This is a genomic window from Corallococcus exiguus (assembly GCF_009909105.1).
Classification (GTDB): domain Bacteria; phylum Myxococcota; class Myxococcia; order Myxococcales; family Myxococcaceae; genus Corallococcus; species Corallococcus exiguus.
Map to the genome: position 1 here is coordinate 1 of NZ_JAAAPK010000004.1, position 13,304 is coordinate 13,304.

At 70.5% G+C, this 13,304-nt stretch carries 6 protein-coding genes; 4 read left to right on the top strand and 2 right to left on the bottom strand.

Annotated features, from left to right (window positions below; genetic code table 11):
- The first annotated feature begins 6 nt into the window (after positions 1 to 6).
- A complete protein-coding gene (locus tag GTZ93_RS16080) occupies positions 7 to 7,686 on the top strand; it encodes a non-ribosomal peptide synthetase (RefSeq protein ID WP_315967330.1) in 7,680 nt (2,559 codons plus the stop codon).
- A gap of 49 nt (positions 7,687 to 7,735) precedes the next feature.
- Here the strand turns inward: GTZ93_RS16080 and GTZ93_RS16085 are convergent, their stop codons facing one another.
- The gene (locus GTZ93_RS16085; protein ID WP_139915325.1) at positions 7,736 to 8,749 is read right to left on the bottom strand and encodes a nucleotidyltransferase domain-containing protein; all 1,014 of its coding nucleotides are present in this window, start codon (positions 8,747 to 8,749) and stop codon (positions 7,736 to 7,738) included.
- Positions 8,750 to 8,858: 109 nt separating this feature from the next.
- Between GTZ93_RS16085 and GTZ93_RS16090 the strand changes: the two genes are divergently transcribed.
- Both GTZ93_RS16090 and hppD read left to right on the top strand, forming a co-directional pair.
- A complete protein-coding gene (locus GTZ93_RS16090) occupies positions 8,859 to 9,683 on the top strand; it encodes a hypothetical protein (RefSeq protein ID WP_139915324.1) in 825 nt (274 codons plus the stop codon).
- A 156-nt stretch (positions 9,684 to 9,839) separates the two neighbouring features.
- Positions 9,840 to 10,922, top strand: coding sequence for a 4-hydroxyphenylpyruvate dioxygenase (gene hppD, locus GTZ93_RS16095; protein WP_161662864.1), 1,083 nt, complete (start codon positions 9,840 to 9,842; stop codon positions 10,920 to 10,922).
- A 296-nt stretch (positions 10,923 to 11,218) separates the two neighbouring features.
- Here hppD and GTZ93_RS16100 read toward each other — a convergent pair whose 3' ends face one another.
- The gene (locus tag GTZ93_RS16100) at positions 11,219 to 12,121 is read right to left on the bottom strand and encodes a LysR family transcriptional regulator (protein ID WP_139915322.1); all 903 of its coding nucleotides are present in this window, start codon (positions 12,119 to 12,121) and stop codon (positions 11,219 to 11,221) included.
- Between the two features lie 255 nt (positions 12,122 to 12,376).
- Between GTZ93_RS16100 and GTZ93_RS16105 the strand changes: the two genes are divergently transcribed.
- Positions 12,377 to 13,144 (top strand): glucose 1-dehydrogenase, encoded by a 768-nt coding sequence (locus tag GTZ93_RS16105; protein WP_121758970.1) that lies wholly within the window; start codon positions 12,377 to 12,379, stop codon positions 13,142 to 13,144.
- The last annotated feature ends 160 nt before the right edge of the window (positions 13,145 to 13,304 follow it).

The window sequence follows — 13,304 nt, forward strand, 5'->3', positions numbered from 1 at the left end:
AGCGAAGTGGAGGGAGCGCTGCGAGCGCACCCGGCGGTGAAGGAAGCAGTGGTGGTGGCCAAGGGCCAGGGCGCGGGTGACAAGCGCCTCGTCGCCTACGTCGTCGGTCATGGTCCCGAGCCCCTCGACGTGAGCCCCCTGCGCCAGGCGCTCGGTTCCCGACTGCCCGAGTACATGGTGCCCTCGGCGTTCGTGACGCTGGAGGCGCTGCCGCTGACGTCGAACGGCAAGGTGGATCGCAAGGCCCTGCCGGAGCCGGACGGCGCGCTGCTGGAACGGGCGCGCGAGTACGTGGCGCCACGCACGGACGCGGAGAAGTCGCTGGCGGACGTGTGGACGCAGGTGCTGGGCGCGGAGCGCGTGGGCGTGCACGACAGCTTCTTCGAGCTGGGCGGGCACTCACTCCTCGCCACCCGTGCCATCTCTCGCATCCGCGAGGCGCTGAAGGTGGAGTTGCCCCTCAAGGCCCTCTTCGATGCGCCCACGGTGGCGGAGCTGGCCTCGCTCCTCCAGCGCAGCGCGATGGCTCCGACGACGCAGGCGCCACCGCTGGTCCGCGCGGATCGCTCGGGCCCGCTGCCCCTGTCCTTCGCCCAGCAGCGGCTGTGGTTCCTGGAGCAGCTCGCTCCGGGCGGCTCGCGCTACAACATCCCGGCCGTCTTCCAGCTGGAAGGGGCGCTCGACGTGGCCGCCCTGCGGCACGCGCTCCACGCGCTGCAGCAGCGCCACGAGTCCCTGCGCACCTCCTTCCGGGGAGAGTCCGGACAGGTCTGGCAGGTCATCGCCTCGGAGGTGGAGCCGGTCCTGGAGCTCGTCGACCTGCGCTCCATCCCCGACGCCGAGCGCGAGGCCGAGGCCCTGCGTCAGGCCACGCAGGAGGCCCAGCGGCCCTTCGACCTGGGCCGGAGCCCGCTGCTGCGCACCCTCCTGCTGCGGCTGGGTGAGCACACCCACGTGCTGGTGCTCACCGTGCACCACATCGTCTTCGACGGCTGGTCCACGCAGGTCCTCGTCCGCGACCTCACCGCGCTGTACGACGCCCATCGCCGGGGCCACGAGGCCCCGCTGCCTCCGCTGTCCATGCAGTACGCCGACTACGCGGTGTGGCAGCGCGCGTGGCTCCAGGGCGAGGCCCTGGAGTCGCAGCTCGCGTGGTGGAGGGCCCAGCTCGACGGCGCTCCGCCCGCCCTGGAGCTGCCCACGGACAAGCCCCGTCCGGCCGCGCAGTCCTCTCGTGGCGCCAGCCACCCGGTGTCGCTGCCGCGTGAGCTGGTGGAACGGCTCAAGGCACTCGGTCAGCGCGAGGGCGCCACGCCCTTCATGGTGATGCTCGCCGCCTTCCAGGCCCTGCTGTACCGCTACTCGGGCCAGGACGACATCAGCGTGGGCTCGCCCGGCGCCGGCCGTGGCCAGCTGGAGCTGGAGGGCGTCATCGGCTTCTTCATCAACACCCTGGTGCTGCGCACCCGCATGCCGGGCCCGCTCACGTTCCAGGAGCTGCTCGCCCGCGTGCGCGAGGTGACGCTCGGCGCCCACGCCCACCAGGACGTGCCCTTCGAGCGGCTCGTGGACGAGCTGCGTCCCGAGCGCGACCTCAGCCGCAATCCGCTGTTCCAGGCGTGGTTCGTCCTCAACCCCGAGGAGTCCCTGGCCCACGTCCTGCCAGGCCTCACCCTGCGGCCGCTGGCGCTGGAGGACTCCACCACCCAGTTCGACCTGACGCTGTCGCTCGTCGACTCGCCCGACGGCTTCTCCGGCGCCCTCTCTTACGCCACCGACCTGTTCGAACCGGCCACCATCGCTCGCATGAGCAGCCACCTGCGGGCGCTCGTCGAGGCGCTGGTGGAGTCGCCCACGCGGCCCCTGGCCACGCTGCCGATGCTCGCTCCGGCCGAGCGGCATCAGCTGCTGCGCGCGTGGAACGACACCGCCCGTCCCGTCGCGGCCGAGCCCGTCCACCGCCTCTTCGAGGCCCAGGTGCGCCGCACCCCGGACGCCATCGCCGTCACCTTCGACGGCCAGGAACTCACCTACGCGGAGCTCAACGGCCGCGCGAACCAGCTCGCGCACTACCTGCGCGCGCGCGGCGTGCTGCCCGACGTCCTCGTGGGCCTCTACGTCGACCGCTCGCTGGAGCTGCTGGTGGGCGTGCTCGGCATCCTCAAGTCCGGCGCCGCCTACGTCCCGCTGGATCCCGCCCTGCCCGAGGACCGGCTCGAGCTCATCGCCGACGAGGCCCGCACGCCGCTGCTGCTGACGCAGGAGTCGCTGGCGGATCAGCTCAGCCACCGTGCCGCCCACACCCTGTGCCTGGACCTGGATTGGGATCGCGTGGAGCGCTACCCGGACCATGACCTGGAGGGAGGCGCCAAGGACAGCCATCTCGCCTATGTCATCTTCACCTCCGGCTCCACGGGCACCCCCAAGGGCGTGCTGTTGGAGCACCGCGGGCTGACCAACACCACCCTGGCCTGCATCGAGGCCCTGGAGCTGGGCCCCGGGAAGCGGGTGCTGCAGTTCTTCTCCTCCGGCTTCGACGCGTCCGTCTGGGAGATCTTCCCGACGCTGGTGTCCGGCGCCCGGCTGTCGCTGGCGCGCCGGGATGACCTGATGCCCGGCACGTCCCTGAAGACGCTGCTCGCCGAGCAGGCCATCACCACCGTGACGCTCACCCCGTCGGTGCTGGCCCAGTTGTCGCCCGACGAGCTGCCGGCCCTGAAGGTGGTGGTCGCGGCGGGCGAGGCCTGCACGCCGGAAGTGGTGGCGCGCTGGAAGCCCGGCCGGCGGTTCCTCAACGCCTACGGCCCCACGGAGACCACCATCTGCGCCACCTTCAGCGCGGACGTGGACGCGGCCCGGCCCACCATCGGCGAGCCCATCACCAACGCCCAGGTGTACGTGCTGGATGCGCACCTGGAGCCCGTCCCCACGGGGCTGCCCGGCGAGCTGTACATCGGCGGCGCGGGCGTGGGCCGCGGCTACCTGGGCCGTCCCGAGCTGACCGCGGACCGCTTCGTGCCGGATCCGTTCCGCGGTGCCCCCGGCGCCCGGCTGTACCGCACCGGTGACCTGGTGCGCTGGCTGCCCGAGGGCTCCATCGAGTTCCTGGGACGGCTCGACAACCAGGTGAAGTTGCGCGGCTACCGCGTGGAGCTGGGCGAAGTGGAGGCCGTGCTGCTCGCGCACCCCGGGGTGCGCGAAGCAGTGGTGCTGGTGCGCGAGGACTCGCCGGGCCTGATGCGGATGGTGGCCTACCACGTCGGGGAGGACTCGCTCACCGCGGCCGAGCTGCGGAGCTTCCTCCAGGCGCGGCTGCCCGAGTACATGGTCCCCTCCGCGTTCGTCGCGCTGCCCACGCTGCCGCTGAGCTCCAGCGGCAAGGTGGACAAGCAGGCGCTGCCGGTGCCGGAGACGCTGCGCGCCGAGGAGGACTTCGTCGGGCCGTCCACCGACACGGAGCGGCGGCTCGCCGCCATCTGGAGCGAGCTGCTCGGCGTGGAGCGCGTCAGCGTGCACGACAGCTTCTTCGACCTGGGCGGACACTCGCTGGTGGCCACCCAGCTGCTGTCGCGCATCCGCAACGGCTTCCAGGTGGAGCTGCCCCTGCGCGTCGTCTTCGAGGCCCGCACCCTGGCCGAGCAGGCCGCGCGCGTGGACGCCCTCGCCGGACACGCGAGCGGGGCCGACGCCTTCCCCCTGCGGCCCATGCCGCGGCGGGAGCGCATGCCCATGTCCTTCGCGCAGCAGCGGCTCTGGTTCCTGGATCAGCTGGAGCCGGGGATGCCCTTCTACAACATCCCCATCGCGGTCCGGGTCGAGGGCGCGCTGAACGCCGACGCGCTGGATCGCGCCTTCCAGGAGGTGGTGCGCCGCCATGAATCCCTGCGCACCACGTTCCACGACGGCGAGGACGGTCCGGCCCAGGTGGTGTGGCCCCAGGCGATGCCGCCGCTGTCCCGGATGGACCTGCGCGAGCTTCCGGAAGCGCAGCGCGACGCGCAGGCGCAGCGGCTCCAGGAGGAGGAGGCGCGCCGGCCGTTCGACCTGGCGCGCGGCCCGCTGGTGCGCGCCACGCTGCTGTGGCTGAGCGAGCAGTCGCACCTGCTGCTCCTGACGATGCACCACATCGTCTCGGACGGCTGGTCCATGGGCGTGCTGGTGCGCGAGGTGGTGTCGCTCTACGGGGCCTACCGCGACGGCCAGCCCTCACCCCTGCCGGAGCTGACGCTGCAGTACGCGGACTACGCGGCGTGGCAGCGGCAGTGGCTGCGGGAAGAAACCCTGGAGACGCAGCTCGGCTACTGGCGGAAGCAGCTGGAGGGCGCGCCCTCCTCGCTGGAGCTTCCGGCGGACCGTCCGCGGCCCGCGGCGCGCAGCTACCGGGGCGGGACGCACGTGTCGATGATGGACGCGCGCCTCGCCGGCAACCTGGAGGCGCTGGGCCAGCGCGAGGGCGCCACCCTCTTCATGGTCCTGATGGCGGGCTTCCAGTCCCTGCTGCACCGCTACAGCGGGCAGACCGACCTGGTGGTGGGCACGGACGTGGCCAACCGCAACCACGCGGAGACGGAGTCGCTCATCGGCTTCTTCATCAACCAGCTCGTGCTGCGCCTGCGGATGGAGGGCGACCCGACCTTCACTGAACTGCTGGCGCAGGCGAAGCAGGTGTCGATGGACGCGTACGCGCACCAGGACCTTCCCTTCGAGGAGGTGGTGCGCGCCATCAACCCGGACCGCACCACGGCGCACGCGCCGCTGTTCCAGGTGAAGTTCGTGCTCCAGAACATGCCCGTGTCGGCGCTGGAGCTGCCCGGGCTCAAGGTGAGCGCGGAGGGTGGCGACCCGGCCACCGCGAAGCTGGACCTGACGGTGCTGGTGAACCCCCGGCCCGACGGGCTGGTCATCACCTGGATGTACAGCATGGACCTCTTCGACGAGCCCACCATCGCGCTCCTGGCGCGGCGCTTCCAGCGGCTGCTGGAGGGCGTGGTGGCCCAGAAGGGCGGCGCCCTGCGGCTGTCCCAGCTCCCCCTTCTGTCCGAGGAGGAGCGCAAGCGCGTGCTGGTGGATTGGAACGACACCGCGGCGCCGTACGCGCGGCGGTGCATCCACGAGCTCATCTCCGAGCAGGCGGCGCGCGTGCCGGACGCGCTGGCGGTGGTGGCTGGCGACGAGCGGCTCACCTACGCGGAACTGGAGCGCAAGGCCAACCAGTTGGCGCACTGGCTGAAGGCGCTGGGCGTGGGGCCGGAGACGCGGGTGGGCCTGTTCGTGGAGCGGCGGGCGCACGCGCTGGTGGGCCTGCTGGGCATCCTCAAGGCCGGCGGCGCCTACGTGGCCCTGGACCCGGCGCACGCGCACATGAGCGAGCGCGTGCGGCACGTCCTCAACGACGCGCGGGTGCAGGTCATCGTCACCGAGGAGGCGCTGGCCAACGAGCTGCCGTCGCAGGGTGAGTTCCTGGTCAGCCTGGACGCCGGGGACGGGCTGCTGGAGTCCCAGCCGGAGGAGGCGCCGGACAGCGGCGCGGTGCCGGGCAACGTGGCCTACGTCATCTACACGTCGGGAAGCACGGGGCAGCCCAAGGGCGTGTGCATCGAGCACGGCCAGCTCGCCTGCTACGTGGCGGGCGTGAGCCGGAGGCTGGACCTGCCGCGGGAGATGAGCTTCGCGTCGGTGTCCACGCTGGCGGCGGACCTGGGGCACACCGCGCTCTTCCCCACGCTCTGCGCGGGCGGGGCGGTGCACCTGGTGGACCGGCGGACCGTCTCTGACTCGGCGCTGATGACGGCGTACGGGCGCGAGCACCAGGTGGAGGGCTTGAAGATCGTCCCGACGCACCTGGAGGCGCTGCTGGCGGACGAGGCCGCCCAGGCGCTGCTGCCTCGCAAGCGGCTGGTGCTGGGCGGCGACAAGTCGGAGTGGGCCCTGGTGGAGCGGGTGCACGCGCTCGCGCCGGAGTGCGAGGTGTTCAACCACTACGGCCCCACGGAGACGACGGTGGGCGTGCTCGCGCAGAAGGTGGAGCGCGGCGTGCGCGTGCCCGGGGCGCAGACGGTGCCGCTGGGCAAGCCCCTGGGCAACGTGCGGGTGTACGTGCTGGACGGGTATGGCCAGCCGGTGCCCCCGGGCGTGCCGGGCGAGCTGTTCGTCGGCGGCGAGAGCGTGGGCCGCGGCTACCTGGGCCGGCCGGACCTGACGGCGGAGCGCTTCCTGCCGGACGGCTTCAGCGGCGTGGCCGGTGCCAGGCTGTACCGCACCGGGGACCGGGTGCGGTGGCTGGAGGATGGCCGCATCGAGTTCCTCGGCCGCGTGGACCACCAGCTCAAGATTCGCGGCTACCGCGTGGAGCTGGGCGAGGTGGAGGCGGTGCTGGCGCAACATGCCGGCGTGGGCGAGTGCGTGGTGGTGGCGCGCGACGAGGCCGGCGGAAAGCAGCTGGTGGCGTACGCGGTGGCGAAGCCGGGCGTCACCCTGGAGGAAGCGGGGCTGCGCGACCACCTGGCGGCCCGGCTGCCGGACTACATGGTGCCGTCGGCCTTCGTGGTGCTGGAAGCGCTGCCGCTGACGTCCAACGGCAAGGTGGACCGCAAGGCGCTCCCGGCGCCGTCGCGCGTGCGGACGGAGACGTCCTATACCGCCCCGCGCACGCAGACGGAGGAACGGCTGGCGGTGCTCTGGCGGGAGCTGCTCAACGTGCCGCGCGTGGGCGTGCACGATGACTTCTTCGACCTGGGAGGCCACTCGCTGCTGGCCACGCAGGTGGTGGCGCGCGTGCGGGCGCTGTTCGACGTCCAGCTCGCGGTCATCGACCTCTTCGAGGCGCCGACGCTGGAAGGACTGGCGGCGCGCATCGAGGCGGGCACGTCGTCGGACTCGCCGCTGGTGACGCTGCGCAAGGGCGGTGAGTCCCGTCCCTTCTTCTGCGTGCACCCGGTGGGTGGCAGCGTGCTCGGCTACCTGGAGCTGGCGCGGCGCCTGCCGCCGGAGCAGCCCTTCTACGGGTTGCAGGTGCCGGCGAGCGGAGGCGGCGAGACGGTGGAGGAGATGGCCACCCGCTACCTGGAGTCCGTGCGCGAGGTGCAGCCGGAAGGGCCGTACCTGCTGGGCGGCTGGTCACTGGGCGGACGCGTCGCGTACGAGATGGCGCGGCAGCTCGAGGCCCTGGGCGAGCAGGTGGGGATGCTGGTCGTCATCGACGCGAGCAGCCAGGACGAGGGCCCGGCCGAGGAGGAGTGGCAGGGCGTGCTCGAGTTCGCGGACCACCTGTCGAAGCTGTCGGGCGTGCACCCGCGCGCGGCCGAGGTGCTCCAGCAGGTGGACGCGGTGGAGCTGCGCTCCCTGCTGGAGGGGCCGGCCCCCGTCATGCCGGGCATCGAGGAGGAGGCGTGCGAGGAGCTGCGCGGGCTGTGGCGCGTGTTCGCGCGAAACCGGCGGGCCGCTCGGGCCTTCGTGCCCGGGTCCTATGGAGGCTCGCTGGTGCTGCTGCGGGCCGCCGAGGCGCCTCCGGACCTGGAGGCGGACCTGGGCTGGGGCAGGGTGGTGCGGGGCGGGGTGGAGGTGCTCGAAGTGCCGGGCGACCACTTCACCCTCATCGCCATGCCGCACGTGGAGGCGTTGGCCGAGCGCCTCACGGCCTTGCTGGAGCGGGCCCGATCCGGGGACTCGTTCCAGCGGGTCGGGTAGTCCCGGCCCCAGTGCCGGCGGCCCGGTTCCAGGCCGCCGGTGGGTCCGCTCAGGTGCCGGACGGGCCCAGGCGACGAAGCGACTCCGTCGCCGCCTCGCGCAGCTCCTCTTCCGGGGCCTGCGCGAGGGCCCGCAGCGCCGCGGGCACTTCATCACCCGGGTAGGCGATCTCCCCCAGCCGCTGGGCCGCCAGCACCCGGTCCTTCACCGCTCCACGCCGCAGTTCCTCCAGCAGGAAGCCCTTGTAGAGCCCCAGGAAATGATTCTCCGCCTCCAACATGCCCGCGCAGAGCGACCGCAGGTGCGCCACGTCCTCGGCGGCCTCCGGCACCCGGTAGCCCCAGCGCTTGCGGGCCGCGTAGATCTGCTCGTACAGGGGCGTCCACGCGTCGTTGACGAGCTCGCGGTGCGCCTCGATGGCCTCGCGCTTGGAATACGTGTACCCGCCCGCCTTCACCGCCACCTCGGCCGTCGCCAGCCGGCAGGCCAGGGTGACCAGCTCCTTGAAGCCCCGGTGCGACCGGCCCTGGGCATCCAGCACCTCGCGGTGGTCGTAGCCGTAGAGCTCGCCGCGCGGGTCCGGGTAGATGAGCGGGAAGCGCAGGGGCTCGCCCTCGGCGCGGGCCCGGGCGCGCTCCATGAAGACGTAGGGCCGGTGCATGCAGTAGCGGATCCACGCGTCCAGCGGCATCAGCGGGATGCGCTCCCGGAGGTCCTCGCCCATGAGCAGCAGCGACGTCTTCTTGAGGTTGACGGCGCCCTCCTCCAGCAGCTGCTCCTCCTCCACCGCGTTCGCGTCCAGCGACAGCGGGCTCAGCGGGCTCACGTGCCGGCGGAAGTGCTCGTAGCGCCGCCGCTCTCCCGGCTGGAACCGGCCCTTGAAGACGAGCGTCAGGTCGATATCGCTCTCGCCCACGGCTTCGCTCGTCGCGTGGCTCCCCAGCAGGTAGCAGGCCTGGAGGCGGCCCGGGAACACCATCTGGAACAACCCCAGGAAGCCGAAGAAGACGGCGTTGAGGTTCATGTCCTCCGTGAAGCCCACCAGCGGCAGCTCTTCATCCATCACGTGAATTCCCCATCCTTTGCCCGCGCAGCGGCCGGCATCCTAGGGGCCGCACGGCTCCTGGCGCGAGCCCGCGCGTCCCAGCCCCAGCGTCCCACAGGAGCAGTCCATGGTCCGTGACTTCACGCAGTCGGAGGTGCAGAGCCTTTGCGAGTTGCTCGGCGTGAGCGACCTGCGCGACCCGGACGCGGCGGTGGTGAAGACCCCTCCGCTCATCGAGGACGTGCGCCGCGTCCTGAAGCTCCCGGTGCTGCCCCACAGCCACCTGCTGGATGAGCAGACCTGGATGATGGGCGGACGTGTCACGCGGTGGCTCGGCGGGGAGATGAGCACGTCGGTGGACGACGGGGACTACGACCTCTTCTCCGGCTCGTTCCCGGCCATGGAACGCACCCTGAACCGCATGCTGGAGTCGGGCTACTCCATCACCCGGGTGCAGTACGTGAATCCCTGGCCGGGCATCCCGGTGCCGCGGATGCTGCGCCGCAAGCCATCCCCCGTGCCCGCGCCCCCGAGGAACGCGTCCGTGCCGGACCTGCCAGGGCTCCTGTTGCGGAGGATGCCGGATGGCAGCGACATGTACTGCATGCGCCTCACCTCACCGGAGAGGCATGTCATCCAGTTCATGTACATCCCGTCGCTCTTCCCGGACGCGGCCAGGCCGGACACGCTCATCGAGCAGACGGACCTCAGCATCTGCCAGTTCACCCTGGACGGACGCTACCTGCGCGCGGGTCCCCACTCGTGGTCCGACTTCGTCCGGCATCGCCTCCGCGTGGTCTACATGCGCAGTGGCCGCCGCACCGCGGGCCGCCTGTTCAAATACGCCGCTCGCGGGTTCTGGCCCGACGCGCGGACCGTCCAGACCGTCTATGGCCGGTGGCTGTCCGAGGCGCTGAAACGCGGAGGAAATCCCGCGCGTTTCAAAGCCTGACCCGACGCGACACATCCCTGCACTTCTTGTGAATCCAGGTATGCTTGACAGTGCTGGAAAAATAGCCCAAACAGATACAGGCGCAGCGTTTTTGTTCACATGAGGCATCAGCGCCTCTCGCTGCCTGGATCGGGGCGAGCAGGTTCCAGGATCGAAATGAAGAACGTGGCCGTCGATGAGATTGAGTACATCGAGTTGTGCGTTGGAGATCTCCTCCAGTCGACCCGCTTCTTCACCGACGCGCTGAACTTCCGTCGCGTCGCGGAAGGCGGTCCGGAGACGGGGCTCGAGGCGCAGCGCTGCGTGCTGATGCAGCAGGGCCGCTGCCGGGTGCTGCTGACGCAGGGGCTCACCCCCGAGTCGCCCACGTCCGAGTACGTCCAGCGTCACGGTGACGGCGTGCGGGACATCGCGCTGCGCACCCCGGACCTGGTGGCCACCTACGCGCACGTCATCGAGCGCGGCGCCCATCCGGTGCGCGAGCCCGCCATCCTCCAGGACGGCCACGGTCGCCGCGTGCTGAAGGCCACCGTGCAGGCCATGGGCGACGTGGTGCACTCGCTCATCGAGCGCGAGGGGCCCTGGGAGGGCTTCCTGCCCCCGGGCCTGCGCGCGGTGGACGCGCCTCATGCTCCGGCGAAGGAGCTGTTCTCCGGCCTGGACCACGTGGCCATCTGCCTGACCCCGGGCACGCTGGACGCCATGGTGCGCTTCTACACGGAGGCCTTCGGCTTCCGGCAGTCGCACGAGGAGAACGTCAAGACCCACGGCAGCGGGATGAACTCCAAGGTGGTGCAGAGCCCCTCCGGGCGCATCTGCTTCCCCATGCAGGAGCCCATCTCCCACGAGAACCCGGGGCAGATTGGCGAGTTCCTCGCGCGCCACGGCGGACCGGGCGTGCAGCACCTGGCCATGCTCTCCCCGGACATCGTCGCCAGCGCGCGGCAGCTCCGGACGCAGGGCATCGAGTTCCTGGACATCCCGGCGGCCTACTACGACCGGCTCGAGGGGCGGCTCGGCCCCATTCCGCTGGACCTGGGCCCGCTGCGTGAGATGGGCATCCTGGTGGACCGGGACGCGTGGGGCCTGCTGTTGCAGTCCTTCACGCGCTCGGTGCACCCGAGGCAGACGCTCTTCTTCGAGGCCGTGGAGCGCAAGGACGCACGCGGCTTCGGCGGCGCCAACATCCGCGCCCTCTACGAGGCCGTGGAGCACGAGCTGAGCCGGGCCCAGTCCTGAGCGCTTCGGCGTGTGCGAAAGCGTTGTACTGACGCCCGCACCATGCCGGAGCACTGGACCTCAGACGCCTCGTTCGTCGACGCCTGCGTCGGCCTCAACCGTGCCGTCTGCGTGGCGGTCGTCCACGAACCTTGCAGTCCCTGAGCGTTGGCGAGAGCGGCCTGTGCGCCGTCGGCCCGAAGGACCTGTTCCTCTACGACGGCGCGGCCTGGACGCGGATCGACTGACGGGCAGCCACGGAACAGACGCGCGGCGGCGCGGTCGAGGCGGCGTGCTTTGTATTGAGCGCATGGCGGTTACCGCCCCAACAGCAGTTCCTTCGCGGTTTCCACGAAGCGGCGCAGGGGCACCGACTGCTGGTTGCGGCTTGGGTAGTAGAGAAAGTACCCCGGCACCATGGGGGCATATTCTTCGAGCACGACCTCGAGTTCTCCCCGACGCAATTCATCGCGGATCCATGCTTCCGGCGAGTACGCGAGGCCGAGCCCTCGCTTCGCAAGCGTCGAGCACAGGAGTCCGTCGTTGGTTGCAATGCCGCCGCGCACCGGAACGCGCCAGGACTTGCGACCCCGCTCCAGTTCCCACGCGTACAGCGCGCCAGTTGTCGGCGACCGGAACGTGATGCACTCATGCTCGAGCAGGTCCTCGGGGCGCCGCGGACGGCCGTGCTTGGCCAGGTAGCCGGGTGAGCCGACCACGACGAAGCGGAAAGGCTCTGTGAGTCGCACTTGCACCATGTCACGCTCAATGCTCTCGCTGAGGCGAACGCCGGCGTCGTAACCGCCTGCGACGATGTCCACGAAGCGCTCGTCGAGAACGAGCTCGATCTCGACACGAGGGCATCTCTCGCGGAACGTTGGCAGCACGGGTTCAAGGATGAGCGACACCGCCGCATGCGGCACTGAGAGCCGGAGTCGCCCGACGACCTCACCATGCTTCGCGGAGACCTCCTCGAGCGCGGCGGCGGTCTGGGCGAAAACGGGGCCGACACGGTCGACGAGGCGGCGCCCAGCGTCCGTAAGAGAGACGCTCCGCGTCGTGCGCTGAACGAGTACCACCCGCAGGCGCTCCTCGAGCTGCTGCACGGACTGACTCACGGCCGAGCGCGAGATGCTGAGCTCGCGAGCGGCGCCGATGAAGCTGTTGGCACGGGCGACCGCCAGGAATGCCTGGAGCTGCGTAAACGGGATGTCGTCCATGACCTTGCTTCGGCCCGTGCGGCCTTGATTGTCAAGTTCAGCTTACCAAGGCATCCATTACTGGGCCCTTTTGCATCAAGGGCGTTGGGCACATGTTGAGTCCGGAAGGCAGCGAAACGATGACGAGGCTGGATGGAATCTGGCCGGGGCCGTGCGGCCAGGCGCCCGAAGCCTACGCCTGGTAGCCGTGCGGCCTCAGGTTCGCGAGGGCCTGCCTCGCGGTCTGTATCCCAACATCAATCTGGAGAACGAGACATGAATCCAACGTATGACTTCAAGGGGCAGGTGGCCCTGGTGACCGGCGCGGCGATGGGAATGGGCCTCGCCACGGCGCGAGCCTTCGCACAGAGCGGAGCCTCTGTGGTGCTGGCGGATCGCGATGGGGAGCTCGCTGCGAAGGAAGCCGCGAAAATCGTCGAAGAAGGCGGTATCGCCATCGGTGTGGCCTGCGACGTCACCGACGAGGCGCAGGTCGCCGCCGCGGTCGATCGGACAGTGACGGAGTATGGCCGGCTCGACATGGCGTTCAACAACGCTGGCATTCAGGTCCCCCCGAGTGACGCCGCGGAGGAGCCGGCGGAGAATTTTCATCGTGTCATGGCGGTCAACCAGTTCGGTGTTTGGGCGAGCATGAAGCACGAGCTGCGCGTCATGCGTGAGCAGGGGTCTGGCACGGTCGTGAACAACTCGTCGCTGGGCGGCCTGGTCGGACTCCCACAGCGCGCGGCGTACCATGGCACCAAGCACGCCGTGCTCGGCATGACCAAGAGTGCGGGCGTTGAGTACGCGCCGCGCGGCATCCGCATCAACGCGGTCTGCCCCGGTACCATCGACACGCCGATGGTGCGGGACATGCTGAAGGGCCAGGCAGACGCGATGGAGGGAATCTTGAAGGAGCAGTCGATTGGACGGCTCGGTCGGGCTGACGAGGTTGCAGCCGCCGTGTTGTGGCTGTGCAGTCCGGGCGCGAGTTTCGTGGTCGGCGTCTGCCTGCCGGTCGATGGCGGATTCACCGCACATTGAGCACGGAGCCGAAGATGTAGCCGTCCCGTGGATCAGCGGACGCGTTTCGATGGCGCTCTACGCAGGCAAGGCCCCGTGCCGAAGCGAAAAGAACAGACGCCAATTCCTCATGGCCCTCACGCTCCTCAACTGCTCTCTGGCGAGTGGGCGTGGGAAGCCG